Below are 26163 nucleotides of genomic sequence, written 5' to 3' on the forward strand. Positions count from 1 at the left end.
GACCGCAACGGGTCGATCAGCCGCCTTGCAGCGAATTCCAGGTGCGGGCCGTGTCGGTCGTCGGCGTGTTCGCCGGTGCGCCGCCGCTGGACGGCGCGGCGCCGGCCGTGCCGCGCGCACGCAGCCATTGCAGGTTCTGCTCGGCCTGTTCGGGCGGAAGCTCGCGGCGCAGGATTTGTTCGGCCTCGCCCATCTTGCCTTGCAGGCCCAGCACCATGGCCAGGTTCTGGCGCACCTTGGCCGAGGCGGTCGGCTGGGCGACGGCGCGGCGCAACAGGGTCTCGGCGCCCGGCGCATCGCCCTGGGTCAGGGCGGCGGTGGCGGCGTTGGTCAGGACATCGGGATTGTCGGGCGACAGGGCCAGGGCCTGGTTCCAGGCGGCGCGGGCGTCGTCCGTGCGGCGCACCTGTTCATAGGCCACGCCCAACAGCGAATAGGCACGCCAGTCGCGCGGGGCCTGATTGCGGGCCTGTTCCAGAGGCGCGACGCCATAGAAGGCCTGGCCCCGCGCGATATGAGCGCGACCCAGCTCCAGCAGGGCGTCGAGATTGTTCGGCTGGACGGTCAGGGTCGCCTGGGCGGCCTCGGCGGCCTGATCGTAGCGGCCCAGTTCGCGCAGGGCCTGGGCCAGCTTTACCCCCGCGACCGCATCGGTCGGGTTGGCTTCCTGTTCCGAGGCCCAGAAGACCGAGCGTGACAGGGCGTCCATCCGGTCATAGGTGGCGCGGACCGCTGCGGACGATGGCGCGCGCGTCTGGGCCTGAGTCTGGGCCTGCGTGGCCGGCGTAAGGTCGGCCGCCAGGGCTGATCCGCCGGACAGGGCGATCAGGGCGACGGTTGCGAGAAGGGCGGGCATGCGCGACATGGGTCAGGTCCAGGCGGTCCTTGGGTCTTGCCCCTAGAATCGCCTTTTCGCGTCAACTGATGGTTAACTTCGTCCCGAGGGCCCCATGTCCGTCTCGCATCCCCTGCTGGTTTCCGCCCAAGACGGCGACGGCGCGATCCCGATCCGCTTCGTTCAGGCGGGCGGTGCGCTGGATGTCGGCGCCCGCCGCTGGGGTGATCTGCACAGGTTCGAGGGTAAGGCGGGGCAGCTTTTGGTCGTGCCGGGATCGGACGGCGAGATCGCCCAGGTCGTGGTTGGATCGGGGACGACGTTCGATCCGATGAGCGTGCGGGGCCTGTCGGCGCGGTTGCCGGGCGGCCTTTATCGGCTTGAGGTGGCGGCCGAGGACGCGGAACTTGCGACCCTGGCCTTCCTCTTGGGAGCCTATGTGTTCGACCGCTACAAGGCCCGGCCCGATCGGGCGCCGGCCAGGCTGGCCGCGCCGGACGGGGTGGATGTCGCCGAGGTCTCGCGCATCGCCGCCGCCTGCGCCCTGGCGCGCGAGATGGTCGATACGCCGGCCGCCGACATGGGGCCGCTGCAGATCGAGACCATCGCCCGCGAGATCGCCGAGAGCGCCGGCGCCGCGATCAGCGTCACGACCGGCGACGCCCTGCTGGAGGAGAACTATCCCGCCGTCCACGCCGTCGGCCGCGCCGCCGCCCCGCATCGGGCGCAGCGCCTGATCGAGATCGGCTGGAAGCTGGACCGGACTGACCTGCCGCTGGTGGCTCTGGTCGGCAAGGGGGTGGTGTTCGACACCGGCGGCCTGGACCTGAAGCCCGCCGCCGGCATGCGTAACATGAAGAAGGACATGGGCGGCTCGGCCCATGCCCTGGCCCTGGGACGGCTGGTGATGCAGGCGGACCTCCCCGTACGGCTGGTGGTCATCGTGGCGGCGGTGGAGAATGCGGTGTCCGCCGACGCCTTCCGGCCCGGCGACGTGCTGAACAGCCGCAAGGGCCTGACGATCGAGATCGGCAACACAGACGCCGAGGGGCGGCTGATCCTGGCCGACGCCCTGACGCGGGCGGGCGAGCACGAACCGGACCTGACGCTGGATTTCGCCACCCTGACCGGGGCTGCAAGGGTCGCGCTGGGGCCGGACCTGCCGCCCCTCTATACCGACGACGAGGCGTTGGCCGCCGGGCTGCTGGCGGCGGCGGGGCAGGTGCGCGATCCGCTGTGGCGGATGCCGCTGTGGGCCGGCTATCGCGCTGCGCTGGATACCGAAATCGCCGATCTTAAGAACGACAGCTCCGCCTGGGCCCAGGCCGGATCGGTCACCGCCGCCCTGTTCCTGCAGAAGTTCGCCCCGACCACCGGCGCCTGGGCGCACATGGACATCTTCGCCTGGAACCCCCGCGCCCGGCCTGGCCACCCCGAGGGCGGTGAGGCTCAGGCGTTGAGGGCCTGCTACGCCATGCTCAAGGCGCGTTACGCCGACTGACGATCAGGCGAAGGCGAAACCAGGGTCCGGCTCGCCGTCGCTGGACGGGGATCGCGGCGCCCACGGCTTTCTGGTGCGCCCGCCCCGCGACCGCGCGCCGCGTCTGATCCGGCCGATCAGGGCGCCGGCTCGGCTGAGGGCCATATCCCGCTGTCGAACCAGGCCGCGCCAGCCGGCGACGGCGCGCAGACTGATAGCCAGGATGACCAGATCGAAGATCACGGTCACGTCGAACATCAGAACCCAGGCGATCATGTCCGGCGCCGCCATGGAGAACAGCCGCACGCCTTCGGCCTCGAACAGCAAGATCGCCGCGACGCCCAGCAGGACGACCAGGCCGAGGCCCAGCATCCGACCGCGCGACAGACGCGCCAGAAGTCGCGCCGGCGCCTCGACCAGCCATCGCCGTAGAGCGATGCCGACAAGCCCTTCGTCGGCGACGGTCAGGCCAAGCACGATCAACAGCATCAGCGACAAAAGCACCTGAATCTCCAATAGAACCGGACGGCGTCTGGCATCTGAGGTGGCCTCTGAAGGCGAAGCTTCAAGGTGTCATATTGAATTCGAGAACGCGGTTCTGTTGATTTCTTTCGTAAAAGCGACGGCCGTTAACGGCCCCTAAGCCATCGGGGGATAAGGCTGTGGGTTCAATCACGCGAGTTCACGTTGACCGACGTCCTCGATCTTCTTCCGCCCGGCGACCGCCTCGCTCGCCCCGACCTCGCCGAACAGGCGCTGGAAGGGCTGGTGCGCGCGGGCGCCTATCGGGCGACCGAGGCCATGCATTGCCGCGCGGCCGTGGCCGACATCCTGTCCGACGAAGACGGGCGGATCGACCAGTTGCTGCACGGCGAAATCTTCGATGTTCTGGATCGGGCGAACGGCCGGGCCTGGGGCCGGGCGCGTCGGGACGGCGTGGTTGGCTGGGTCGTGCTGGACAGCCTGTCGAGCGGCGCGCCGCTGGCGACCTATCGCGTCGCCGCCGTGGACGCGGCCCTGCCGCTGAACGCCCTGGTGATCGAAGCGGCAGATCTGGCCGAGGGCGCTTTGCGTCCTGTGGGCGAGTTCGAGACCGATCTGGTCGCCGTGGCCGAACGGCTGCTGGGCCGTCCGCACGAGCTGGGCGCGCGGTCTTCGATCTCGACCGACTGTTCAGGTCTGGTGCAACAAGCGCTGCTGGCGTGCGGCCTGCCGGGTCCACGCCGGTCGGACGCCCAGGCCCAGCTCGGACGGGCGGTTTCTTCGTCCGACATCCAGCGCGGCGACATCGTCGTCTGGTTGGCGCCGACCGGCGATCAGGACTGGACCGGCCATTCGGCGTTGATGCTGGACGGCGAGCGGATCATCCATGCGACGGGCGGCAAGGGGGTGGTCATCGAACCCCTGGCCGAGGTCGAGGCGCGCCTGATCGCCGACGGTTTCGCCGCCGCCGTCTTCCGCCGCCTCTAGTCGCGCATCGTCCGCATCGCCCCCAGCCGGGCGAAGGCCAGGGTCAGGGCCTTGCGGCGCGCGGGCGCCAGCGTCATCGACGGCGCCTCACGCACCACCGCCCCGCCGAAGCCGTCGGCGACGATCAGGCCCGGCTCGTCCGGCAGGATGTCTTGCGGAAACTCGGGCGTGACGGCGAAATAGAAGGCGTCGCAGAACGGTCCGTATTCATGCCATTTGCGATCGACGCGGTAGTCGTCGACGCCAGACTTCACTTCGCAGATGACGATGTCGCCCTTGCGCCCGATGGCCATGACGTCGGCGCGACGGCCGTTGGGCAGGCAGACTTCCAGCAGTGGTGCATAGCCCATGTCCATCATCAGCCGAGCCGCGCCGCGCGTGACCGATTGCGTGGTTTGGGGGCGGCTGAAGACGAGTTCGAGATGGGCGACGGCGGACATGCCGACAGCTTATGTTCCGCCTACGTTCCCATCGCAAGCGTCGCCTTTACAGGCCGGTGTGGACCAGGCGGCCGGTGCTGAAGCCCAGGGCGCGGACGCGGGTCAGGATGCGGTCGCGCTCGGCTTGGGAAGCATTCTGATTGCGGTGCCAGATCCACCAGTTCGACTTGTCCGGCAGGCCCATGATGGCCCAGCTGTAGTCCGGGGCGTGGTCGTAGACCCAGTAATTCTGGCCGGCCAGACCGCCGAAGCTGAGCAGGCCGGTCAGGCTGAACCTGAACTTGGCGTTGGTCGTGGTGTCGGTCACGCGGGCGTTGGCGCGCAGCACCTCGACCTTGCCGTCGTTGCGGCGGGTGCAGGTCACGGCGATGGCGTAGCGGTCGGCGGCGTCGCGTTGGGTAAAGTCGATCTGCGCGCGGCTGCAGTCCTTCTGGACGTTGTTGTGATTGCGCTCGATCTCGAACCAGCGGCCGTCGAACTGTCCCAGATCGACGCTTTGCGCTTGGGCGAAAGCCGTGGCGGGCAGGAAGGCCAGGGCGGCGGAGGCGGCGATCAGGCTGGCGCGAAACATGGGCGTATCCTCGTTCGGTTTGCAGGGGATACGACGCACCGGCATGATCGGTTGCCTTCAGCGTTTCAAGCGCGACCGATTGACCGCCCATTCCTCGCGCGTCTGGCCCCACAGATCGACGGCGTGATCCTGAAGCGGATCGGGCAGGACGCCCGGTCCGCGATTGCGCGATCCCAGCCGCGTCGCCACCCCGGCCGAGGCCAGATTTTCGGGGTCGATACAGTGGATCACGTCGTCCCAGCCCAGAATGTCGAAGGCATAGTCCATCGTCGCTGTGGCGGCCTCGGCCGCATAGCCCTTGCCGGTCGCATCACGGTGCAGGCTCCAGCCCACCTCGCGGCCGGGCCAGCCATAAGGGTGCAGCGGGCCGATCCGGCCGATCCACAGGCCGGTGGACTTCTCCAGGATCGAGAACATGCCCTCGCCAGTCAGGGCCCACATGCCGGCGACGGTGCAGATCATGCGCCAGACCTGGGGTGCGGGCTGGACGCCGCCGATGAAGCGGGCGGTCTCGGGATCGGCCATGAACTCGGCCCAGCGCGGAAAGTCCTCGACCGCCGGCGGACGCAGGATCAGCCGTTCGGTCTCCAGGGTCGGACCGAGCACCAAATGGGGCGGGACGACATAGGCATCGCTCACAGCAGATACTCCCGCTCAAGCTCGTAATGGCTGCCGCTGTCGGTCAGGACGCTGGAATACAGGCCGAAGCGGTCGATGCGGATCGGCGGCGAGTGCAGCAGATTGTGTCCCGCCATCCACGCGCCGATCCGGTCGGGATTGGTCTGGGTCTTCAGATAGGCCAGGGTCACGTGCGGCTTGTAGGTGCGCGCCTCCATCGTGATCCCGGCCCGCTCGCCCGCCGATTTGCAGCGCCCCGCCAGCACGGACAGCCGTTCGTTGGGCGTCTCGACCCCGGCCCACAGGGTATGGCTGCGGTGGTCGTCGCCGAAACAGCCGACGCCCTTCAGCGCGATTTCGAACGGCCCGCCCGCCACGCGCGCCAGTTCCGACGCCAGGTCGTCGGCGCGGCGTTCGTCGGTTTCGCCATAGAAGCTGAGCGTGACGTGCAGGGCGTCCAAGGGCCGCCAGCGCGCGCCGGGCAGGCCGGATTGACGCCGCTTCAGCGTCTCTCCGACATCGGGCGGCAGGGTCAGGGCGGTGAACAGGCGAAGCATGCGACCGAAGGTAGCGGCAGGAACAACGGCCTCCAAGTCCGGTTTTCCTTGCAGCGGGGGCCCAGGCTCACGATATTCAAACCCTGTGACCGGAGAAGCCTCTCCGGCCAATCGGAGAAAGTTCGTCGCCATGAGCGATTTCAACAACGGCTACGCCCGTCCTCTGCCGCAGACGGCCGACATGTCGGTCGACGCCGGCCTGCGCAGCTTCATGCTGGGCGTCTACAACAAGCTGGCCCTGGGCCTGGTGGTCGCCGCCGCCCTGGCCTACACGACCGGCAACGTCCCGGCCGTCCAGCAACTGCTCTACACCGTCGGTCCCGACGGTCGCATGGGTATGACGATGCTGGGTATGGCGATCCAGTTCGCCCCGCTGGTGCTGATCTTCGGCTCGATGTTCTTTATGAAGAACCCGACGGCCGGCGCGACCAACATTCTCTACTGGCTGGTTGTGGCGACCATGGGCGCCTCGCTGGGCTGGGTCTTCCTGCTCTATACCGGCGCCAGCGTGGCTTCGACCTTCCTGGTCACGGCGGCGGCCTTCGGTGGTCTCAGCCTGTATGGCTACACCACCAAGCGTGATCTCTCGCCGATGGGCACCTTCCTGATCATGGGCGTGATCGGCCTGATCATCGCTTCGCTGGTCAACATGTTCTGGCCGAACGGCGTCCTGTACTGGATCATCAGCGCCGCCGGCGTGCTGTTGTTCTCCGGCCTGATCGCCTTCGACACCCAGCGCCTGAAGATGAGCTACTACGCGCTGGAAGGTGACAAGAACGCCATGGGCGTCGCCACCAGCTATGGCGCGCTCAGCCTGTTCATCAACTTCGTGAACCTGTTCCTCTTCCTGCTGCGTTTCATGGGCGGCAATCGGAACTAAGGTCTGTCGCAAGATGGATATAGAAAGGGCCCCCCGCGGGGCCCTTTCTTTTTGTGCGGTCGAATAAGTGGTGCGACATTTTGGCGCGCTTTGCTCGCTCGCCTCGGTTGCTAAGGCTTCCCGCAGCTTAGCTCTGGGGGAAGAAATGCTGACACAGTCTGCAGAGGTATTTCGCAGGGGTGTCAGGCTGGCCGCTCAGTTGCGTAGGCTGCCTGGCCGCGTCGCCGCCATAGAGCGTTCCTTACGTGATATAACCGAGGTTCAACGCGCACACAGGTTGGTGATTGATCAGGCGACTTTGCCCGAACCTTTGCTTTGGAGAGGACAGCCTCCCCTTCTGGTGAGCGGAGGCCCTGGAGTGCGCATTTTTGATCGCGGGGGCCTATGTCGACAGGATAGCTTCCAGCAACCCTACTTCTCCTTCTGGTCTGCCCGACTCAACGAAAACCTCCGATATCATCGCAAGCTTTGGGAGTTTGTATTTATCGCTCAGGCTTTGTGGGAGAGGGGGTTCTGCGTTCCTGGTAAGCGGGGTCTTGGTTTTGGTGTCGGTCGTGAACCCTTGACGGCAATGTTCGCGTCAGAAGGCGTCGCTGTGACGGCCACAGATTTAGCCGCCGACGGCCGTGTAGAACTGGGCTGGGAAGCGACGAACCAGCACGCGTCGGGGAAGGAAGCATTGCGTAATCCAGAAATATGTCCCGACGCGCTATTCCATAGGAATGTCGAGTTTCTACCCTGCGACATGAACGCCATTTCCCAAGATTTGACCGGCTATGATTTCTGCTGGTCTGCTTGCGCTCTGGAACACTTGGGTTCCATTGAGAAAGGCTTGGCCTTCATAGAGCGTTCGATCGATTGTCTCGCGCCGGGCGGGTGGGCTGTTCACACAACGGAATTCAACATTTCTTCAAACGACGAAACCGTCGACAATGAAGGGACCGTTCTGTTCCGGCGACGCGACATAGAAGCGCTGATGCAAAAGCTATCGGATCAGGGGCATGACGTGGCCGAGATGGACTGGTCATGGGGGGGCGGCCCGTTGAACAATATCTAGACCTGCCGCCCTTTCGGGCTGAGCCCCATCTCAAGATGGCTCTCAGCGGGTTCGAGACCACTTCAATCGGTGTTCTGATCAGAAAGAAGCGGTCCATTTCGACCTAATCCACCACCTGAAACTTGCGGCCGTCGAAGACCCGCAGCACCTGGGCCAGGTCGCGGCCGCGTTTCAGTATCTGGCCGCCTTCGCCGATGACGGCCCATTGGCCCTGGCGCGTCTGGAGGGCGGGGCGTTTTTCGATGCGATAGAGCGGTGCGTCGCCGGAGCGGCGGAAGACGGCGAACTCGGCGAAGTCCTTGTGGCCCACGATGCCGTAGTCGCGCCATTCGCCCTGGGCGACCATGCGGCCATAGACCCGCAGGATGGGGTCCAGTTCGCGACGGTCGAAGAAGACAGGTCCGGCGGTGGGCGTCGCGTCGTGAGGGTTCATGCTCATGCCCCTCAACTTAAGGGCACGGCGGTCCAGCGCCAGTGGGCGCGAGGAAAACAACGCAGACACGAAATGGCCCCGTTTCGGTCCTTCGCCCGCCCGGTTGGGCGACGAAATATCGATCATCGGCTCGTCGGAGTTCGGAAGCGTCCCGGATCCTGAACAGCCCCCCCAGCCCCCCTGGATGTTTCCACCAAGGGCTCCGGCGGCCGATGCTTCCTCCAAGCGAGCGCCCGCCCTGCCTTTCCCCTCCCCCTCCCTGGCAAGGCGGGCGTTTCGCTGTCTGGAGCTCTGCTCGACAGCGGTAGGACGCCCTGACCCGGCCTGGAGCCCCGCCGCCTAGAGCGGCAGGGTCAGGTTAAGGGTCTCTCCATTCCTTAGCACAGTCGCCTCGACCGAACCCGTCGCACCCTGGAGGGCGGTGGCGGCCGCCTGGGCGTCAGGCACGGCTGCGCCGCCGATGGCGGTGATCAGGTCGCCGGCCGTCAGTTCGGCCTGGGCGGCGGGCGAGCCGGCGGTGACGGCGACGACCTGGGCGCCGCCGTCCTGGTTCCGCAGCGTCGCGCCATAGGCCAGCACAGACTGGGCGCCGACGACCACGGGCAGATCAACGGGCGTCTCGACCGACAGGCTGGTCACAGCATCGCGGCCTCCGCGCAGATAGGAAACGCTGAGGTCCGAACCGGGCGCGGCGATGCCGATGGTGGCGTTGACCGAGCCGGCGTTGGCGACGGGGCGGCCCTGGATGCGGGTGATGACGTCGTTGTGGCGCAGGCCTGCACGCTCGGCCGGCGATCCCGGCGCGACATCGGCGACGACTGCGCCGCGCACGATGCCCAGGTGCAGCTCGCGCGCGCGCTCGGCGTTCAGCGAGCCGAAGATGGCGCCGGTCTCGCCGCGCTTGACCTCGCCGTTCTTCTTTAGCTGGTCGGCGACATACAGCATGATCCGCGTCGGCACGGCGAAGGCGATGCCGTCGTTGCCGCCGCCCAGGCCGCCCGACAGGATCGAGGTGTTGATGCCGATCAGCCGGCCGCGGCTGTCCAGCAGCGGCCCGCCCGAGTTGCCCGAGTTTACCGCCGCGTCGGTCTGGATATAGTCCTCGACCGCATCGCCCAGGCCCGAGCGGTTCAAACCCGAGATGACGCCCATGGTCAGGGTCTGGTCCAGGCCCAGCGGATAGCCGACCGCAAAGGCCAGGTCGCCGGTCCGCAGGGTGTCGGAATCCACCGTCTGGACCTGTTTCAGGTTCAGGGGCCGACCATCCGGCACGATGCGCAGCACGGCGATGTCGGTGGCCTTGTCCGCCCCGACCAAGACGGCGTCGAACAGGCGGCCGTCGGTCAGGTCGACGGTGAACTTGCGCCCGCCCTCGACCACGTGATTGTTGGTGATCAACAGGCCCTCGGCCGCATCGACGATGACGCCGGAACCGGAGGCATAGGGTTTGGGATCGGCGGCGTCCGAACTTGGGCCGCGCGACTGGCCCAGGGTCGTCACCTGCACCACCGCCGGCAGCGAACCCTCGAGCCCCGACGAGAAGCTGAACACGCCACGACGGGCGTCATAAGGCAGGCCGGCGGCGCCCGACTGGGCCAGCACCGGCGACGCCGAGGCCAGCAGGGCGAGCGCGAGGGCCATGGAGGAGACGGCCTTGAGGCGGATCGGCATGAGCATTCCCTTGATCGAACGACGACCCTAGCCCGAGTTTTCGCTTCTGACGATGGCCCTGATGCGCGATGGGCGGGCGGAATGAACAGATCGCGACAGGGGTTGCGTCCGGCGCCGTACGGCGTGACCATAGGGCGACGAATACAGGGAAGGCCGCCGCATGAGCCAGACGACGATCGAACGCAGCCGTTCGGGTTCGACGCCGTTCGACCGCCTGTTCCGCGACCACCCGCGCGAGGTCGAAGAGACCTATGTTCAGCACATGGTCGCCTCGGCCGGGTTCGGCTTCAAGCTGCTGCGTCTGGCGGGCGCCGCCTTCGCCCACGCCGTCGTGCCGGGCGTGCACAAGACCACCGTCTCGACCGCGATCCGCGGCATGGCCTGCGACATGGGCGGCCGGGCCGAAGAGGCGCGCGAGACCCGGATGCGCGACGCCGGCGTCTGGGACGTGGGCCTCTAAAGTCGCCGAATCCGCCCCGGCCATGCAATCGCCGGGATCCGTGCTATATAGGCCGGCTTAACCTCACGCAGGATCGCCGCCTTGAGCATCACGCTCGACCTTTCGCGCGTCTCTAACGCGCCCGCCGTAAAGGCCCCCGTCAACCTCAGCGGTCTGACGCGCGCGGGCTTGCGCCAGGCCCTGATCGACGCCGACGTCTGTCCGCCCGAAAAGGCCAAGATGCGCGCCAGCCAAGTCTGGGGCTGGATCCACCACTACGGCGTGACCGAGTTCTCGGCCATGAGCAATGTCGCCAAGGACATGCAGGCCAGGCTGGCCGAGCATTTCACCCTGGCCCGCCCCGAGATCGTCGAACGCCAGGTGTCCAAGGACGGCACTCGCAAATGGCTGATCCGCACCGCGCCGGGCATCGAGATCGAGACGGTCTATATCCCTGACGTCGGCCGGGCCGGCGCCCTGTGCGTGTCCAGCCAGGTCGGCTGCACTCTGAACTGCACCTTCTGCCACACCGGCACGCAGAAGCTGGTGCGCAACCTGACCGCCGCCGAGATCGTGGCCCAGGTGCAGGTCGCCCGCGACGACCTGGAGGAGTGGCCGTCGCCTAAGGAAGACCGTCGCCTGTCGAACATCGTCTTCATGGGCATGGGCGAGCCGCTCTACAATCTGGACCATGTCGCCGACGCCATCGACATCATTTCGGACAACGAGGGCATCGCCCTGTCGCGTCGCCGGATCACCGTCTCGACGTCGGGCGTCGTGCCGCAACTGGACGCCCTGGGCATGCGCACGGCGGCCATGCTGGCCATCAGCCTGCACGCCACCAACGACGCCCTGCGCGACGTGCTGGTGCCGCTGAACAAGAAATACAATCTCGAACAGCTGATGGCGGGCATCCGGGCCTATCCCGGCCTGTCCAACGCGCGCCGGGTGACGTTCGAATACGTCATGCTGAAGGGCGTCAACGACAGCCCCGAGGAGGCGCGCGCCCTGCTGAAGCTGATCGAGGGCATTCCGGCCAAGATCAACCTGATCCCGTTCAACCCCTGGCCGGGCGTCGAATACGAATGCTCGGACTGGAAGACGATCGAGCGTTTCGCCGCCATCCTGAACAAGGCCGGCTACGCCTCGCCCATCCGCACCCCCCGCGGCCGCGACATCCTGGCCGCCTGCGGTCAGCTGAAGTCCGAGAGCGAGAAGGTCCGCGCCAGCACGCTCAGGAAGGCGGAGCAGGCGGCGGCTTGATCTGCGTCTCCTCCCCATGAAATGGGGAGGGGGACCGCGAAGCGGTGGAGGGGCTCTTGGAGTCACGCTGCCGCTTGTGATGGACCAAAGAGCCCCTCCGTCACGGCGCGAAGATGCGCCGCGCCACCTCCCCATCGCTACGCGATAGGGAGGAGACACAACCCTCGACACATAATGTCACGCACTGTGTCCCGGCCGCGCTTGCGGATTGGGGCGACAATCGGGCAAGGCGTCTAGGTATGGATCCGTCCTTGTCGAACGTCCTTTCCAGCGCCGAGGTTCAAGCTTTCGCCTCGGGGTTCCCGGTCATGGTCATGCACCTGATCGTCACCCTGCTGCTGCTCGCGGCGGGCGCCACGGTCTATGCCCTGCTGACGCCTTGGAAAGAGGTCGACCTGATCCGTCAGGGCAATACGGCCGCCGCCATCGCTTTCGCGGGCATCCTGGTGGGTCTGGCCGTGCCGTTGGCGGTGTCTCTTTCGGTCTCGACCTCCGTGCGCGATATCGCCATCTGGGGCGTGGCGACGGTGGTGCTGCAGTTGCTGGCGTTCCGGGTGGTGGACCTGTTGCTGACCGGCCTGCCGCAGCGGATCAAGGACGGCGAGATCGCGGCGGCGGTGGTGCTGCTGGGCGCCAAGCTGGCGACGGCCGTGATCCTGTCCGCCGCGCTGACCGGCTGATCGGCCGGGGTCATGCAGTTTCCCCGCCTGCCGGACTGGGCCATCTACGGAGCGGTGGCGGCCGTGTTTCTGGCGGTGTCTCTGGGCCGTCGCGAGAATGCGGATGCGCCGCCCGCGTCGGCGCCTGCGTCTGAGGTCGAAGGCCCGCTCTTGGGACCGATCACGCCGTTCGACGCCGCCGTGACCGTCGATGCGGGCGAGGCGCCGTTCAAGCCGTCGTCGGGGACCGCCTTCTCCATCGCTGGACGTGGGCGCTGGGTCACGGCGCGCCATGTGGTCGAGGGTTGTCGCAGGCCCGCCCTGGTGGTGGGACAGGGCCGCGCGGTGGCGGCCGACGTGCGCCTGGCGCCGCGCGCGGACATCGCCCTGCTGATCACCGACGGCGGACCGGCGGCGCTGCCGGTTGCGGCCGAGGCGCCGTTGAGGAAGGGGCAGAGGGCCTTTCATCCCGGCTTTCCGCAGGGACGGCCCGGTGAGGTGACCTCGCGCCTCCTGGGTCGCGAGACGCTGAAGGTGTTCGGACGCGGGGCGCGCGACGAGCCTGTTCTGGCCTGGGCCGAGGTCGGGCGGACCAATGGGCTGGAGGGGACGCTGTCGGGACTGTCGGGCGCGCCGGCGCTGGACGGTCAGGGCCGGGTCGTGGGCGTCACCATCGCCGAGGCGCCGCGCCGGGGCCGGATCTATACGACGGCGCCCGAGACCTTCGGCCCGGCGATCCGGGGCGAACAGACGGCGGGCGAGGATGCCCGGGGCCAGGCGGTGACGACAGAGGATTATGGGCGGGTGTCGAACCGGCTGAGGCGCGATCTGCGCGTGGCGCAGGTGGTCTGCCTGTCGGTCTAGACGGCGAAGTTGCACTCGGGAAAAACAGTGCAACGAAGTGTAATTCGCTGTCAATCAACTGTAATCGTTGAAAGAAAAAGTTGCACTCGAATTGCACTGTGCAATTTGAAGGCGAGTTGGACTCGAAGTGTGGCTGCGAAAAAACAGTCCAGATCGTCCAACAAGTCCAAGTCGGCGGATTGCGATGTCAAAGACCGAGGGGGGATCATAACCCCGGTCGGGACCGCGTATGGATGAAAGACGCTGCTGGTCTTCAAGGTATTGAAAAGCTTGGGCGGCGCCGGTTGGATTAGGATGGCTGGCGAGTATGAGACGGCGTCTCTCCCTCCCCTGGCAGGGGAGGGAGAGGGTATTTGCGCGCCCTACTTCAGCGCGCCGTTGTTCAGGTTCAGGGCGCCGGCCTCGATGACTTCGAGGTTGGGGTGTTTGGCGCGCAGGGCGTCGAGGAACAGCGAGCCGTCGCCGACGATGACCAGGCTGGCGCGATTGACCGGCAGGTGTTCGGCGAAGGCGGCCTGGACCTGTTCGGGCGTCACGGCGCGGACCCGGCCGGCGTAGTCGGCGAGGTCGCTCATCGGCAGGTCATAGAGGGCCAGGTTGGCGACCAGGGCGCCCAGGCCATCCACCGTCTCCAGCGAGCGTCCGAAACCGCCGATCAAGGTGGCGCGGCGCGGGGCCAGGTCGGCCTGGCTCGGGGTCTCGGCGCCCAGTTTGGCGATCTCGGCCAGGATCAGGTCGGCGACCTCGTCGGCGGTCTCGTTCTTGGTCTGGGTCGAGGCGGTGAACAGGCCCGCATCCGCCCGCACGCCCAGAGACGACGAGGCGCCGTACGACAGGCCGCGCTTGATGCGGATTTCCTGGTTCAGACGCGACGAGAAGCCGCCGCCCAACAGGGTGTTGCCGACCGTGAGCGGGAAGAAGTCGGCGTCGGTGCGCGACACGCCGCGAACGGCCGCGACAACGGCGGCCTGCCCGGCGCCGGGCTGGTTCACCACGACGATGCGGGGCGCCAGGGCCTGGCCGGCGGGATTGGCGGTCGCGGTCGGCGCTGCGCCGGCCGGACGCCAGTCGCCGAACGCCTGTTGCGCCAGGGCGCGGGCGGCGTCAGGCGTGATGTCGCCCGAGAAGACCAGGGTCGCATCCGACGGCCGATAGCGGGCGGCGTGGAAGGCGGCGACGTCGGCCGGGGTGATGGTCGGCACCGTCTGTTGCGTGATCGTCGCGCCATAGGGGGCGTCGCCATAGATGACGCGGCCCACGGTCATGCCGGCGATGGCGGCCGGCTGGCTGAGGGCGACGCGCAGGCCGTCAAGGGTCTGGGCCTGCTGACGCTCAAGCTCCTCGGCGGCGAAGGTGGGGTTCTTCACCAGATCGGCCATCAGGGCGACGGTCGCCGGGAAGGCGTTGGACGGAGCGTTGGCGTAGACGTTGGAGAAGTCCACGCCCGCGCCGGCGCCGATCGAGGCGCCCAGCTGTTCAATCTGAGTGGCGATCTCGGGCGCCGTCCTGGTCTTGGTGCCTTGGGTCAGCAGGGCGGCGGTCATGGCGGCGATCCCGGCCTTGCCCGTCGGATCGTCGGACGAGCCGGCGTCGAAGCTGAGACGGGCCGAGACCAGCGGCACGCCGTCGGTCGGGGCGACCAGGACGCGCAGGCCGTTATCCAGGCGGAAGTCCGCGACGGCCGGCGTCACGGGCGCGACCTCCGCGCCCGGCTGGGGCAGGGGCGTGCGCTCGGCCTCGGGCAGGAGGACGGCGGGCGGACCGGCCGGCGCCAGGTCGGCGACGGTGACGGGGGCGCCGACGTTCATCTTCTGGACCGAGGCGGGGTTTGCGTCATCGGCGGCCAGGAAGGTGATCGTCGATTGGCGCTGCGGCGTCAGGTATTTGCGAGCCACGCGCTGGACGTCGGCGACGGTGACGGCCTGGATCTGGGCGACCTCATCGTCGGCGGCGGCGGCCGAGCCGGTGTTGATCAGGGCGAAACCGAGGGCGGTGGCGCGGTCGTCCACCGTCTCGCGGCTGCGCAGGGCGTCGGCGACCAGTTCGTTCTTGGCCTCGGACAACTCCTCGGCCGTGACGGGGGCGTCGCGCAGTTTGGCGATTTCTTCGTTCAGGGCGGCGACGCCTTCTTCGGCCGTATGGCCCTGGGCCATGATGGCCAGCGCCGACAGGTTGCCGGCCTGTTGCGCGAAGTCGGGGGTCGAGCCTATCTGGGCCGCGATCTGCTTGTCATAGACCAGCGAACGATAGAGGCGGCTCGATTCGCCCGTCGACAGGATGCCGTCCAGCACGGTCAGGGCGGCGCGGTCGGCGTCGGCGTATTTGACCGTCGGCCAAGCGACGACGGCGGCCGGCAGGGGTACGTTCGGCGCGTAATAGGTCACGGCGCGCGGCGCGGTCGGCTCGGGCTCGACGACATTATTGGCCGGGATGGGCGTGGTCGGGTTCTTCAGCGGGGTGAAATACTGGTCGATCCAGCGGTCCAACTGGGCCTGGTCGAAGTTGCCCGCCACGATCAGATAGGCGTTGTCGGGCCGGTAGTAGGTGGCGTGGAAGCGGCGCACGTCGTCCAGCGACGAGGCCTCAAGCTCCTCGATCGAGCCGATGCCGGGACGGCGATAGGGGCTGTCCTGATAGATGGTCTCGGGCACGAACAGGCCGAACAGGCGGCCGTAGGGATTGGCCAGGATGCGCTGACGGTATTCCTCCTTCACCACGTCGCGCTCGGCGACGAAGGTCGGCTCGTCCACGACTAGCGAGCCCATGCGGTCGGCCTCGGCGAACAGCATCCGCTCCAGATGGTTGGCGGGCACGGTCTCGAAATAGGCGGTGGTGTCGTCGGCGGTGAAGGCGTTGTTGGAGCCGCCCACATCCTCGGTCAGCCGGTCGAAGGTCTCGGGCGGCAGGTTCCTGGTGGACTTGAACATCAGGTGTTCGAACAGGTGGGCGAAGCCCGAGCGGCCTGCCGGATCGTCCTTGGAGCCGACCTTGTACCAGACCTGGACCGTGACGTTGGAGGTGTCGGCGTCACGCGCAGTATAGACCTCCAGCCCGTTCGGCAGGACGCGCTTGGCGAAGCCCAGCGGGGGCACGACGACGCCCTGGGGCGCCTGAACGGCGGCGGGGGCGGCGGCGCCTTCTGCGAAGGCGGGGGCGGCGAGGCCCAGCATCAGGGCCGAGGCGGCTGCCCCGACTTTGAGAGTGGCGGTCAGGCGGAATTTCATGAGGGGCTCCGAAGCCCGGAACGCCGGGCGCGCTGAACCTATCAGCGATTGGCCGACATGCACCTTACCGAGATGTAATGAAGCTGGGGACCAAGCCGGTCGTTCATGGACAAGTTCATGGCGGCGATCTATTGCCGAAAGGTCGCATCCAGCGACCACCAAGCTGAGGTTGCGTGCCGAGACGAGCGAAAGCGACTTCTGTCTCCGACGAAAAGATCGCAGTCTGGGCCTTCGTCCTGGAAAATATGGTTACTCCGCCGGCCGTTCTGTACGGCAGTTGGGCGGCGGCGGGGCTGATCCTGGCGGCCCTGGGGCAGCCTTGGCTGGGGCTGGGGTTCGCCGCCGTCGGCATGGCGTTCGACGCCTGGGCGCAGCAGAGGGTCAAGCGTTATCAGAACGAGGCGGCGCCGGCGTCTGGCTGGCCGGTCGTGCTGATGGTGATCGTGGCGGTTCGGTTCGGACTGGGGGTGTCGGGGCCCTTGGTCGCCTGGCTGATGAACCCCCGCCCCGACGTGATGTTGGTGGTCGTGTTGATCCAGGTCTGGTCGATCGGGGTGGCCTTCGTTCAGTTCAGCGCGGCGCCGAGGCTGTTGGGTCTGGCGGCGGCGCCGATCTGCGCCACCGTGCTGGTGGTGATTTATCCGTCGTTGATCGGTCCGCACGGCTTGGCGGTCGGGGCGGCCTTTGTCATGCTGGCGGCGATCCTGGTCATCATCTCGCGCGCGACCCACGCCCTGTGGTGCGACCTGTTCGCCGCCGACCAGCGCAACAAGGCCCTGCTGGTCGAGGTCCAGACGGCGCACGCGGCGGCCGTGGGGGACCGTGACGCCGCCGAGGGCGCGCGAGCTGAAGCGGATGAGGCCAACGCCGCCAAGTCCCGCTTCCTGGCCAATATGAGCCACGAGATCCGCACCCCCCTGAACGGCGTCATCGGCATGGCGCAGATCATGGCCGGGGATGTGCTGGAGGATCGGCAGAAGACGCGGCTGGAGATATTGGACCGCTCGGCGCACACCCTGCTGGACCTGATCAACCAGATCCTGGACCTGTCGCGGATCGAGGAGGGGCGGCTGGAGATCGTGCCCCAGGCCATCGACGCCGACGCCCTGATCCATGAGGTGACCGAGACGCTGAGGCCGCTGGCGGACAGCAAGGGACTGGCCTTCCATGTACGGTCGGCGGGCCTGGGCTGGGTCAGCGCCGATCCGGTGCGCCTGCGCCAGATCCTGTTCAACCTGTTGTCCAACGCCATCAAGTTCACGGCCGAGGGTCAGGTGGCGCTGGATGTCGCACGCACGGATGCCGGGGTGGTGTTGCGGGTCTCGGACACCGGGCGGGGCATACCGGCCGATCAGATCGAACATCTGTTCACGCGCTTCGCCCAGATCGAGGCGGCGGCGGTGGACCGGCGCGACGGGGCGGGGCTGGGGCTGTCGATCGTGGCGACGCTGGTGGAACTGCTGGGCGGCCGGATCGACGTGGAGAGCGAGGCCGGAGAAGGGGCGACCTTCGTCGTCACCCTGCCGCTGACGCCAGCGCAGCCTGTGAAGGCCGGCGAGGATACGCCCGACGCCGGGCCGGAAAGGGCGCTGCGGGTGCTGGTCGCCGAGGACCATCCGGTCAACCAGCAGGTGATCCGGGGCCTGCTGGGCCAGGCCGGGATCGAGGTCGAGATCGTCGAGGACGGCCTTCAGGCGGTCGAGGCGACGCAATCGCGCGCCTGGGACCTGATCCTGATGGACGTGCAGATGCCGAACATGGACGGCCCGACGGCGACGCGGACCATCCGCCAGCGCGAGGCCGACACAGGCCTGGCGCGGACGCCGATCATCGCCCTTACGGCCAATGCGATGGTGGAACAGGTCGAGACCTATCTGGCGGCGGGCATGGATGCGGTGGTCGCCAAGCCCATCGACCTGAAGGTGTTGCTGACCACGATCTCCGACGTGATGTCGGCGAAAACCTAGTCGCGGAAGACCTCGACGCCGATCTCGCCGGCGGGGGTCAGCCAGGCGTGTTTCATGCCCTGGCTGTTGAAGGGGGCGGCGATGTTTCCGGCGGCGTCCAGGGCGATCATTCCGCCGTCGCCGCCCATTGCGCCGATCTCGTCGATGACGGCCTGGGTCGCCTGGCTAAGGGTCTGGCCCGCCGCGACGCGCCAGGCGACCTGGGCGGCGGCGGCGACGCGGATGAAATACTCCCCCTGACCGGTGCAGGAGGTTGCGGCGCGGGCGTCGGCCCAGGTTCCGGCGGCGGGGATGGGGGTGTCGCCCACGCGGCCCGGCATCTTGCCGAACACCCCGGCGGTCGAGGTGGCGGCGGCGAGGCGACCTTGGCTGTCGAGAACGCAGACGCCGACGGTGCCGTGGCTGAGGGTTCCGGGCGGGTGATTGTCTTCGCCCTGGCCCGCGCCGGTGAACCAGGCGGCCTCGTCGGCGATAAGCTCCAGCCCCTGGTCGTGGGCGAACAGGGCTGCCCCCTCGCCCACCAGCATGACGTGGGGCGTGCGGTCCATCACGGCGCGTGCGGCGACGACCGGGTTGCGGAACCCTTGCAGGGCGGCGACGGCGCCGGCGCGTTTCGTCGAGCCGTCCATGATGCTGGCGTCCAGTTCATAGGCGCCGGCCAGGTTGGGCGAGGCACCCTTGCCGGCGACGTAGAGACCGGAATCTTCCAGCATGACTATGGCGGCCGTGGCGACGTCCAGGGCGCTGTCGCCCGCGTCCAACCGCGCCTTCATGGCCTCGACCACCTGGCGCATATGCACGACCTCGGCGTCGTAGTTGCGTTCGCGCCGGGCGCCGGCGCCGCCGTGGAGGATGAGGGCGGTCATGTCGTCTTCCTGAGCCTGGTTTTCGTCGCCTCTTTCAATCGGGCGTGGCGCTCTTTAGCGTCGCGATGAAGGCCGCGCCATGTCGGTCCAGGGGAAATGGCCTCAAGCAGCGCGAAGCGCGATAGGCCAAGAAAGGAAATTTCTATGCGTGCCGTTCTTTCGAAAGCGCCTGGCGGTCCCGAAACTCTGGTGGTCGAGGACGTGCTCGATCCCACGCCCAAGGCGGGCGAGGTGGTGATCGAGGTCAAGGCGGTGGGGATCAACTATCCCGACACGCTGATCATCGAAGACAAATACCAGTTCCGGCCCGAACGGCCCTTCTCGCCCGGCGCCGAGGTCGCGGGCGTGGTCGAGGCGGTGGGCGAGGGCGTCAAGGGCGTGCGCAAGGGCGACCGCGTCATCGCCGTGCCGGGCTGGGGCGGGCTGGTCGAACGGCTGGCGGTGCGGGCCGAGACGGTCATCCCGATTCCCGAGGCCATGAGCTTCGAGGAGGCGGCGGCCCTGATCATGACCTATGGCACCAGCTATTATGCGCTGAAGGATCGGGCGCAGCTGAAGGCCGGGGAGACCCTGCTGGTGCTGGGCGCGGCGGGGGGCGTGGGCGCCGCCGCCGTCGAACTGGGCAAGGCCATGGGCGCGCGCGTGGTCGCCGCCGCCTCGACCAACGACAAGGTCCAGTTCGCCCTGGACCTGGGGGCCGACAACGGCCTGATCTATCCGAGCGGGCCGATGGACAAGGCCGCGCAGAAAGAGCTGTCGGGCGAGTTCAAGCTGGCGACGGGCCGCGACGGCGCGGACGTGGTCTATGACGCGGTAGGTGGCGATTATGCCGATCCTGCGTTGCGGGCCATGGACTGGAACGGGCGGTATCTGGTGGTCGGCTTCCCGGCGGGGATCCCGTCATTGCCGCTGAATCTGACCCTGCTGAAGTCGGTGTCGGTGATCGGCGTCTTCTGGGGTGCGGCCGTCGCGCGCGATCCCAAGGGCCATGCCGCCAACATGGCCGAACTGATGCAGATGTACGCCGACGGCAAGATCAAGCCGCGCGTGTCCAAGACCTTCCCGCTGGAGAAGGCGGGTGAGGCGATCAAGGCGCTGGGCGACCGTCAGGCCTTGGGCAAGATCGTGGTGACGGTGGAGAGCTAAATCCTCCCCAGCACAGCGGGGGAGGCCCGCCTACTTCTTCTTCAACCGCTGCACCGCGTCCTCGGCCTGGTCGCGGTGGCGGCGTTTGATGTTGGCGCCGACCATGGCCAGGACAGCGGTGATCACGGCGGCGTCGTCTGTGTAGCCGATGCCCGCGAAGATGTCGGGAATGGCGTCGATCGGCAGGACGAAATAGGCCAGGCCGGCGAAGATCATGCCCTTGGCCGCCATCGGCGTGTCAGGATCGCGCGCGGCGTACCATGCGGCCAGAGCCTGATCCGCGAAGGGGATGCGGGCGGCCGTGCGGGTGATCTTGGGCCAGAAGCCCCGGGTCACACGCGCCTCGTTGACTTTCACGACGGAAGGGACGAGCGCCTTTTTCGGATCCAGGACATCGGCGGGATCGGGGGCCGGATCGGCGGGTTTGGCTTTGGCGGTCATGGCCGCTAAATCCTCAAACGAAACTCAGGTTCAAACAATACATAGGAACGATCAGGATGAAACTCGACAACACCATCGCCGCCGTGGTCACTGGGGGCGCCTCGGGCCTGGGCGAAGGCACCGCGCGCGCCATCGCGGCGACGGGCGCACGGGTCGCCCTGTTCGACCTGAACGCCGAGCGGGGCGAAGAGATCGCCAAGGAAATCGGCGGCGTCTTCTGCCAGGTGGACGTGACCGACGACGCCTCGGTCGCCGCAGCCTTCGAAAAGGCCCGCGCCGCCCACGGCCAGGAGCGTCTGACCGTCAACTGCGCCGGCATCGCCACGGGCCAGAAGACTGTGTCGCGCAAGAAGGACACGGGCGAGATCCGCGCCCACGACATGGCGGCGTTCGAGCGCACCGTACGGGTCAATCTGTTCGGCACCTTCCGCGTCCTGTCACAGTCGGCGGCCGGCATGATCACGCTGGAACCGATGGCGGACGGCGAGCGCGGCCTGATCGTCAACACCGCTTCTGTAGCGGCCCAGGACGGCCAGATCGGCCAGGCGGCCTATTCGGCGTCCAAGGGCGGTGTCTACGCCATGACCCTGCCAGTGGCCCGAGATCTGGCCCAGGAAGGCGTGCGCTGCAACACCATCCTGCCCGGCATCATGTGGACGCCGATGATGGCCGGCATGGACCAGAAGATCCAGGACGCCCTGGCCGCCGCCATCCCCTTCCCCAGCCGCCTGGGCACGCCGGCCGACTACGCGTCCCTGGTGCTGGAACTGGCCCGGAACGTCTACATCAACGGCGAATGCATCCGCTTGGACGGCGCCATTCGCTTGGCGCCGCGCTAACGCGCAGAGGGCGTGAGCAGGGCTTGGTCGCTTTTTGCAAATTCACTCTTGCAGGACCGCTCAACCCTCCGCTATACGCCCCCTCCTCGACGGGGAGCGCACCTAGCTCCTACGGAGTGCGGGCGTAGCTCAGTGGTAGAGCACAACCTTGCCAAGGTTGGGGTCGAGAGTTCGAATCTCTTCGCCCGCTCCAAGTCGAGAGTACGAAACGGTCCGTCGGAAACGACGGGCCGTTTGTCGTTTCAGGCCCCGGCGACGGCTTTGGAACCTCGACCCGGCGGCCGGGATTTGCTTGGCTGATCCAAACTGTCGAAGAGGCCGCCCGTGATCCTGCCCCGCCGTTCCGCCCTCGTCCTGACCGCCGCCGTCGCGGCCTCGGCCCTGTCCGCCTGCGCCTATAACGAGGCGCTGGGTCGCAACCAGTTCCTGCTGGTGGACAATGCGGCCCTGTCGCAGCAATCGACGCAGGCGTGGCGTGAGGCCATCGCCAAGCCGGGCGTGACGACGACCGGCGCCCAGGTGGACCGGATACGGCGCGTCGGCGACCGTCTGGTGCAGACGGCGGGCCTGGGGAACCGGACCTGGGACTATGCGGTCTTCACTGAGGCCAGCCCCAACGCCTTCGTCCTGCCGTCCGGTCAGATCGGCGTGACCACCAGCCTGTTGGCCCTGGTTCAGAACGACGACCAACTGGCCAGCGTCATCGGTCACGAGATCGGCCACGTCGTCGCCAACCACGCCGCCGAGCGGGCCTCGAACCAGACGGTGACCAGCGTTGGTCTGGCGGCCGTGGGCGGGGCGGCCGGGCGGTATGGGGATGCCGTGAACGCCTATGGCGGTCTGGCGGCCCAGTATGGCCTGCTGCTGCCCTATTCGCGGCGCGACGAGCTGGAGGCCGACCGGCTGGGCGTCGACTATATGGCGGGGGCGGGGTTCAAGCCGTCGGAAGCCGTCGCCCTTTGGCGGCTGATGGCGGCGCAACGCCAGACCCAGACGCCTCAGTTCGCCTCGACCCACCCGTCGGACGCGACGCGGATCGACATGCTTCAGCAGTATATCGCCAGCCGCGGCTGGAACTGATCAGACCCGGATGTCGAGGTAGGAGCCGGGCCGCATGATGCGCGGCTCTTCGCGCTGAGGCGGGGCCGCCGGCGCCTCGACCGGGCGGGCGGGGTTGGCGGTGCGGATTGTGGACATGACGGCGGCGGCGGGCGTGGGGGCCTTTGTCGCCGCAGCCTGGTCCATGGCAGCGCGGAAGAAGGCCGCCTGGGCGTTGCGCGCGCTCGGCAGGTCAAGGCCCGGGGCGGGCAGGTTCAGCGGCAGGCCGGTGCGAATCGCGCTCATGCCGGTATGGTTAATGGAAACCCTCGAAAAAGGGTTAACGCGCGTTCAGGGGATCACTGAGGGCGAGGCGCCGGGCGCGGCGGAGCTTGCATGGAGGCGACCAGCCGCTCGATGTCGGCGTCGTCCAGCAGGGGGCCGGACTGTTTGGCTGTGATCCGGCCCATGGCGTCGACGGCGAAGGTCTCGGGCACGCCGGAAATGCCCAGGTCCAGACCTGCACGCCCCTCCCGGTCCACCAGAACCATCGAATAGGGGTCGCCCATCTCGTCCAGGAAGGCGCGGGTCGCGACCGGCTCGTCCTTGTAGGCGATGCCGACGACGGCGATGCCTTGCGCCTTCAGCGCCAGCAGTTTTGGATGTTCGATCCGGCACGGCGCGCACCAGGAGGCGAAGACATTGACCAGCATGGGTCGACCGACGCCGGCGGTCTTCAGGTCCAGATTGCCCGGCCCCGCCTGATCGCCCGACAGCAGGGGCAGGACGGTCTCGGGGATGGTCTGGCCGACCAGGGCGTCAGGCTTGAAGGCCGGATCGCGCTTCAGCGACCAGCCGACGAAAAGGGCCGCCAACGCCGCGAGCACGACTAGTGGGAGGATGGCCAGCCAGCGGTTCACTTTTTTGGCCCTATCGCGCTTCGCGCTACTTGAGGGCGGTTGGGGCCTGCTTCTTCTGGCGACGGGGTTTGGTTCGTCTCCAGCTTGGCCAGTTCACGCTTCCATTTGCGGGAGGCGATGACGGCGCGGGCGGTCAGGGCGGCCAGGACAAGGGCGCTGACGCCCCAGGCGGGCCAGACGAAGGCGGCGTAGGGGGTCATGTCGAGATCGAGCATCTAGGCCTCTTGAGCCGAACGGGCGCGCAGGGTCATGACGCGGCGACGGCGGATCTCGGTGCGGATGGCCGTCAGCCACAGGGCCGCAAACAGCACCCCATAGGCCGCCAGCATGGTCAGGAAGGGCGGCAGATAGACCGGGTCCAGGCCCGATGATCCGGGGGTCAGGAAGCTGGCGGGCTGATGCAGGGTGTTCCACCAATCGACCGAGAATTTGACGATCGGCAGGTTGATCAGGCCGACGAGGCCCAGGACGGCGGCGGCGCGCCCGGCCTTCTGCTCGTCGTCGATCGAGGCCCTCAGCGCCATATAGCCAAGGTAGAAGAGGAACAGCACCAGCACGCTGGTCAGGCGCGCGTCCCACACCCACCACGTTCCCCACATCGGCTGGCCCCACAGCGAGCCGGTGAACAGGGCCAGGGCCGTGAAGGCGGCGCCCGGCAGGGCGGCGGCGCGGGCGGCGGCGTCGGCCAGGGCATGACGAAACACCAGGGCGAAGAAGCTGGAGACGCCAAGGGCCGCATAGGCGCCCAGGCCCCAGACGGCGGCGGGGACGTGGACGAACATGATCCGCACCGTGTCGCCCTGCTGATAATCGGCCGGGACGGAGAAGCTGAGCCAGGCGCCGACGCTCAGCAATACGGCGGCGAGCCCCCACAGGACGGGCGTCAACGGGCCGGTGAAAGCCATGAAGCGCTGCGGGTTGGACAGGCCGAACATCGATTCAGCGCTTACGCGGCGAAGGGCTGACGGGCAAGCTCACCCTTGCGCGTTCCGAACGGCGGCCGCTCCGGCGAAGGGGGCGATGACGGCGGCGAAGAGGACATAGGCGCAGAGCAGGGCCAGGGCCGGGCCGACCGGCTGGCTAGATGCGGCGCGTTCCAGGGCGCCGGCGCCGAAAACCACGGGCGGGATGAACAGGGGCAGGACGACCACGGCGATCAGCAGGCCGCCGCGTTTGGCGCCCAACGCGAGCGCTGCGCCCAGCGCGCCGGTGAAGGCGAAACCCGCCCCGCCGATCAGGGCGGTCAGAGCGGTCAGAGGCGTCAGCGACGCCGGCAGGCCCAGGGCCAGGGCGGCGACGGGCGCGGTCAGGGCGAGCGGCAGGCCGACGGCGATCCACTGGGCCACGGCCTTGATCAGGACGACGTGCTCCAGCGACAGATGGCCGAGCGCCAGCAGGTCCAGGCCGCCGTCCTCCATGTCGCGCTCGAACAGCCGCTCCAGCGACAGCAGAGACGCCAGGGCCAGGGCCAGCCAGGCCACGCCGCCCGCGACGGGGCCGAGCGTGCGCGGGTCGCCGCCGGCCGCCAACGGCAGGATGGCGGTCAGACAGGCGAAGAAACCGCAGGCCAGCAGCGGCCCGCCGCCCCCGCCCCAGGCCAGGTCCAGTTCGCGCTCCAGCAGGACGCGCGTGGCGCCCCGCAGGCCGGGCGGGCGCGGTTCCTGATCGGCGTCGCGGCGGCTCATTTCAGGCTCCCCAGATCGAGAGCGCGGGTCGGCAGGGGCAGGGGGTCGTGGACGGCGGCGACGATCAGCCCGTCGGCGTCGAGATGGCGCTGCATCTGTTCGGCGAAGGCCTCGCGCCAGCGAGTGTCCAGCGGCGCCATCGGCTCGTCCAGCAGCCACAGGGCGCGCGGCGATCCGACCAGCCGGCCCATGGCCAGGCGGCGGCGCTGGCCGGCGGACAGACGCCGCACCTCCAGGTCCAGAAGGGGTTTCAGGCCGAAAGCTTCGACGGCGTGATCGAGGCCGTACTGGGTGTGGCCCAGCCAGTCGCACTGGAAGCCCAGCTCCTCGCGCGCCGTGCGGCCGCCCTTCAGCCCGTCAAGATGACCGAGAAAATGGGTTTCGCGTCCGCGCGCTTCACGGGCGTCCAGTGGATTGCCGTCGCCGTCATGAAAGGCGACCGTTCCGGCGTCGGGCCGCAGCAGGCCGGCGATGGTCCGCAACAGGCTGGTCTTGCCCGCGCCGTTCGCCCCGGTCAGGGCCAGGATCTCGCCGGCGCGCAGCGTGAGGTCGAGGCCATGGAACAGCCGCCGCTCGCCGCGCGAGACGGTCAGGTCGGAGAGGGTGAGGGTGTGGATCATCTAAGTTCCGCCAAGCTCGCGGAATCTGCGAACCCTTCTCAATGTCCCTGTCGAGGGTGTGGACACATGGACGGTGCGATCCCGTGGAGCTATAGGCACGGTCGCCGCAGCAGGCTTTCGCCGCGCGCGCAGGGGCCCTGTGAGCCGCTGCGTCTGTCGCGCGAAGGCGCAACCGGATTG

At 68.0% G+C, this 26163-nt stretch carries 29 protein-coding genes and 1 tRNA gene; 13 read left to right on the forward strand and 17 right to left on the reverse strand.

Features of this window, described 5'->3' with window-relative positions; translation table 11 throughout:
• Positions 1 to 16 precede the first annotated feature (16 nt).
• Positions 17 to 865, reverse strand: coding sequence for a tetratricopeptide repeat protein (locus CHRYSEO8AT_RS06805; RefSeq protein WP_159848150.1), 849 nt, complete (start codon positions 863 to 865; stop codon positions 17 to 19).
• Positions 866 to 950: 85 nt separating this feature from the next.
• On the opposite strand from CHRYSEO8AT_RS06805, the gene CHRYSEO8AT_RS06810 reads away from it, so the two are divergent.
• A complete protein-coding gene (locus tag CHRYSEO8AT_RS06810; protein WP_159848153.1) occupies positions 951 to 2336 on the forward strand; it encodes a M17 family metallopeptidase in 1386 nt (461 codons plus the stop codon).
• A gap of 3 nt (positions 2337 to 2339) precedes the next feature.
• On the opposite strand, the gene CHRYSEO8AT_RS06815 is transcribed toward CHRYSEO8AT_RS06810, so the two are convergent.
• Positions 2340 to 2819 carry a hypothetical protein gene (locus CHRYSEO8AT_RS06815; protein WP_159848156.1) on the reverse strand — a complete coding sequence of 160 codons (480 nt, stop codon included), beginning with the start codon at positions 2817 to 2819 and terminating at the stop codon, positions 2340 to 2342.
• 183 nt (positions 2820 to 3002) lie between these two features.
• On the opposite strand from CHRYSEO8AT_RS06815, the gene CHRYSEO8AT_RS06820 reads away from it, so the two are divergent.
• Complete coding sequence (locus tag CHRYSEO8AT_RS06820; protein WP_159848159.1) at positions 3003 to 3785, forward strand: C40 family peptidase; 783 nt, start codon at positions 3003 to 3005, stop codon at positions 3783 to 3785.
• On the opposite strand, the gene mmcB is transcribed toward CHRYSEO8AT_RS06820, so the two are convergent.
• From mmcB to thpR, 4 genes are read right to left on the reverse strand one after another with little or no spacing between them, the layout of a single operon-like run.
• Positions 3782 to 4225 (reverse strand): DNA repair putative endonuclease MmcB, encoded by a 444-nt coding sequence (gene mmcB, locus CHRYSEO8AT_RS06825; protein ID WP_159848162.1) that lies wholly within the window; start codon positions 4223 to 4225, stop codon positions 3782 to 3784. The genes CHRYSEO8AT_RS06820 and mmcB overlap by 4 nt on opposite strands.
• 46 nt (positions 4226 to 4271) lie before the next feature.
• Positions 4272 to 4796: a lipocalin family protein gene (locus CHRYSEO8AT_RS06830; protein ID WP_159848165.1), complete on the reverse strand. Its 525-nt coding sequence runs from the start codon at positions 4794 to 4796 to the stop codon at positions 4272 to 4274.
• 57 nt (positions 4797 to 4853) lie between these two features.
• Positions 4854 to 5435, reverse strand: a complete 582-nt coding sequence (locus CHRYSEO8AT_RS06835) for a GNAT family N-acetyltransferase (RefSeq protein WP_236547453.1) — start codon at positions 5433 to 5435, stop codon at positions 4854 to 4856.
• Positions 5432 to 5971, reverse strand: coding sequence for an RNA 2',3'-cyclic phosphodiesterase (gene thpR, locus CHRYSEO8AT_RS06840; protein ID WP_159851645.1), 540 nt, complete (start codon positions 5969 to 5971; stop codon positions 5432 to 5434). Before thpR ends, CHRYSEO8AT_RS06835 begins: the two co-directional genes overlap by 4 nt.
• A 130-nt stretch (positions 5972 to 6101) precedes the next feature.
• On the opposite strand from thpR, the gene CHRYSEO8AT_RS06845 reads away from it, so the two are divergent.
• Together CHRYSEO8AT_RS06845 and CHRYSEO8AT_RS06850 are read left to right on the forward strand one after the other, a co-directional pair.
• On the forward strand, positions 6102 to 6851 hold the full coding sequence (locus CHRYSEO8AT_RS06845; RefSeq protein ID WP_159848168.1) for a Bax inhibitor-1/YccA family protein: 750 nt from the start codon (positions 6102 to 6104) through the stop codon (positions 6849 to 6851).
• Positions 6852 to 7209: 358 nt separating this feature from the next.
• Positions 7210 to 7908: a bifunctional 2-polyprenyl-6-hydroxyphenol methylase/3-demethylubiquinol 3-O-methyltransferase UbiG gene (locus CHRYSEO8AT_RS06850; protein ID WP_159848171.1), complete on the forward strand. Its 699-nt coding sequence runs from the start codon at positions 7210 to 7212 to the stop codon at positions 7906 to 7908.
• 103 nt (positions 7909 to 8011) lie between these two features.
• Here CHRYSEO8AT_RS06850 and CHRYSEO8AT_RS06855 read toward each other — a convergent pair whose 3' ends face one another.
• A complete protein-coding gene (locus CHRYSEO8AT_RS06855) occupies positions 8012 to 8347 on the reverse strand; it encodes a DUF2794 domain-containing protein (RefSeq protein ID WP_159848174.1) in 336 nt (111 codons plus the stop codon).
• A 333-nt stretch (positions 8348 to 8680) separates the two neighbouring features.
• On the reverse strand, positions 8681 to 10012 hold the full coding sequence (locus CHRYSEO8AT_RS06860; RefSeq protein ID WP_201304376.1) for a trypsin-like peptidase domain-containing protein: 1332 nt from the start codon (positions 10010 to 10012) through the stop codon (positions 8681 to 8683).
• Between the two features lie 160 nt (positions 10013 to 10172).
• On the opposite strand from CHRYSEO8AT_RS06860, the gene CHRYSEO8AT_RS06865 reads away from it, so the two are divergent.
• From CHRYSEO8AT_RS06865 to CHRYSEO8AT_RS06880, 4 genes are all read left to right on the forward strand, one after another.
• Positions 10173 to 10472, forward strand: a complete 300-nt coding sequence (locus CHRYSEO8AT_RS06865; RefSeq protein WP_159848180.1) for a DUF6356 family protein — start codon at positions 10173 to 10175, stop codon at positions 10470 to 10472.
• Positions 10473 to 10553: 81 nt separating this feature from the next.
• Complete coding sequence (rlmN, locus tag CHRYSEO8AT_RS06870; protein WP_159848183.1) at positions 10554 to 11714, forward strand: 23S rRNA (adenine(2503)-C(2))-methyltransferase RlmN; 1161 nt, start codon at positions 10554 to 10556, stop codon at positions 11712 to 11714.
• 239 nt (positions 11715 to 11953) lie between these two features.
• Positions 11954 to 12394, forward strand: a complete 441-nt coding sequence (locus CHRYSEO8AT_RS06875) for a DUF350 domain-containing protein (protein WP_159848186.1) — start codon at positions 11954 to 11956, stop codon at positions 12392 to 12394.
• 12 nt (positions 12395 to 12406) lie between these two features.
• Positions 12407 to 13237 carry a serine protease gene (locus tag CHRYSEO8AT_RS06880; RefSeq protein ID WP_159848189.1) on the forward strand — a complete coding sequence of 277 codons (831 nt, stop codon included), beginning with the start codon at positions 12407 to 12409 and terminating at the stop codon, positions 13235 to 13237.
• A 362-nt stretch (positions 13238 to 13599) separates the two neighbouring features.
• Here the strand turns inward: CHRYSEO8AT_RS06880 and CHRYSEO8AT_RS06885 are convergent, their stop codons facing one another.
• Complete coding sequence (locus CHRYSEO8AT_RS06885; protein WP_159848192.1) at positions 13600 to 16461, reverse strand: pitrilysin family protein; 2862 nt, start codon at positions 16459 to 16461, stop codon at positions 13600 to 13602.
• Positions 16462 to 16706: 245 nt separating this feature from the next.
• On the opposite strand from CHRYSEO8AT_RS06885, the gene CHRYSEO8AT_RS06890 reads away from it, so the two are divergent.
• Positions 16707 to 18428: an ATP-binding protein gene (locus tag CHRYSEO8AT_RS06890; RefSeq protein WP_159848195.1), complete on the forward strand. Its 1722-nt coding sequence runs from the start codon at positions 16707 to 16709 to the stop codon at positions 18426 to 18428.
• On the opposite strand, the gene CHRYSEO8AT_RS06895 is transcribed toward CHRYSEO8AT_RS06890, so the two are convergent.
• Positions 18425 to 19294, reverse strand: coding sequence for an isoaspartyl peptidase/L-asparaginase family protein (locus CHRYSEO8AT_RS06895; protein WP_159848198.1), 870 nt, complete (start codon positions 19292 to 19294; stop codon positions 18425 to 18427). The genes CHRYSEO8AT_RS06890 and CHRYSEO8AT_RS06895 overlap by 4 nt on opposite strands.
• Positions 19295 to 19438: 144 nt before the next feature.
• Here CHRYSEO8AT_RS06895 and CHRYSEO8AT_RS06900 point away from each other — a divergent pair, with 144 nt between their 5' ends.
• Positions 19439 to 20440: an NADPH:quinone oxidoreductase family protein gene (locus CHRYSEO8AT_RS06900; protein WP_159848201.1), complete on the forward strand. Its 1002-nt coding sequence runs from the start codon at positions 19439 to 19441 to the stop codon at positions 20438 to 20440.
• A 30-nt stretch (positions 20441 to 20470) separates the two neighbouring features.
• Here CHRYSEO8AT_RS06900 and CHRYSEO8AT_RS06905 read toward each other — a convergent pair whose 3' ends face one another.
• The gene (locus CHRYSEO8AT_RS06905; RefSeq protein ID WP_159848203.1) at positions 20471 to 20881 is read right to left on the reverse strand and encodes a YkvA family protein; all 411 of its coding nucleotides are present in this window, start codon (positions 20879 to 20881) and stop codon (positions 20471 to 20473) included.
• 56 nt (positions 20882 to 20937) lie between these two features.
• Between CHRYSEO8AT_RS06905 and CHRYSEO8AT_RS06910 the strand changes: the two genes are divergently transcribed.
• The 3 genes from CHRYSEO8AT_RS06910 to CHRYSEO8AT_RS06920 all read left to right on the forward strand — a co-directional run bounded on the left by CHRYSEO8AT_RS06910 (position 20938) and on the right by CHRYSEO8AT_RS06920 (position 22800).
• Complete coding sequence (locus tag CHRYSEO8AT_RS06910; RefSeq protein WP_159848206.1) at positions 20938 to 21720, forward strand: SDR family NAD(P)-dependent oxidoreductase; 783 nt, start codon at positions 20938 to 20940, stop codon at positions 21718 to 21720.
• A gap of 118 nt (positions 21721 to 21838) precedes the next feature.
• Positions 21839 to 21913 (forward strand) — tRNA-Gly (locus tag CHRYSEO8AT_RS06915).
• Between the two features lie 131 nt (positions 21914 to 22044).
• Entirely contained in the window at positions 22045 to 22800 is a 756-nt protein-coding gene (locus tag CHRYSEO8AT_RS06920; RefSeq protein WP_159848209.1) for a M48 family metallopeptidase, read from the forward strand.
• Here CHRYSEO8AT_RS06920 and CHRYSEO8AT_RS06925 read toward each other — a convergent pair whose 3' ends face one another.
• The 6 genes from CHRYSEO8AT_RS06925 to ccmA are packed head-to-tail and all read right to left on the reverse strand — an operon-like array spanning position 22801 to position 25983.
• The gene (locus CHRYSEO8AT_RS06925; RefSeq protein ID WP_159848212.1) at positions 22801 to 23064 is read right to left on the reverse strand and encodes a hypothetical protein; all 264 of its coding nucleotides are present in this window, start codon (positions 23062 to 23064) and stop codon (positions 22801 to 22803) included.
• A 53-nt stretch (positions 23065 to 23117) separates the two neighbouring features.
• On the reverse strand, positions 23118 to 23678 hold the full coding sequence (locus CHRYSEO8AT_RS06930) for a DsbE family thiol:disulfide interchange protein (protein WP_159848215.1): 561 nt from the start codon (positions 23676 to 23678) through the stop codon (positions 23118 to 23120).
• Complete coding sequence (gene ccmD / locus CHRYSEO8AT_RS06935; RefSeq protein ID WP_159848218.1) at positions 23675 to 23893, reverse strand: heme exporter protein CcmD; 219 nt, start codon at positions 23891 to 23893, stop codon at positions 23675 to 23677. Before ccmD ends, CHRYSEO8AT_RS06930 begins: the two co-directional genes overlap by 4 nt.
• Positions 23894 to 24613, reverse strand: coding sequence for a heme ABC transporter permease (locus CHRYSEO8AT_RS06940; RefSeq protein WP_159848221.1), 720 nt, complete (start codon positions 24611 to 24613; stop codon positions 23894 to 23896).
• Positions 24614 to 24652: 39 nt separating this feature from the next.
• Entirely contained in the window at positions 24653 to 25363 is a 711-nt protein-coding gene (gene ccmB, locus CHRYSEO8AT_RS06945; RefSeq protein ID WP_159848224.1) for a heme exporter protein CcmB, read from the reverse strand.
• Positions 25360 to 25983 (reverse strand): heme ABC exporter ATP-binding protein CcmA, encoded by a 624-nt coding sequence (gene ccmA, locus CHRYSEO8AT_RS06950; protein WP_159848227.1) that lies wholly within the window; start codon positions 25981 to 25983, stop codon positions 25360 to 25362. The genes ccmB and ccmA overlap by 4 nt, the downstream gene beginning before the upstream one ends.
• Between the last annotated feature and the right edge of the window lie 180 nt (positions 25984 to 26163).

The organism is Brevundimonas sp. G8 (assembly GCF_902506205.1).
Taxonomy (GTDB): Bacteria; Pseudomonadota; Alphaproteobacteria; order Caulobacterales; family Caulobacteraceae; genus Brevundimonas.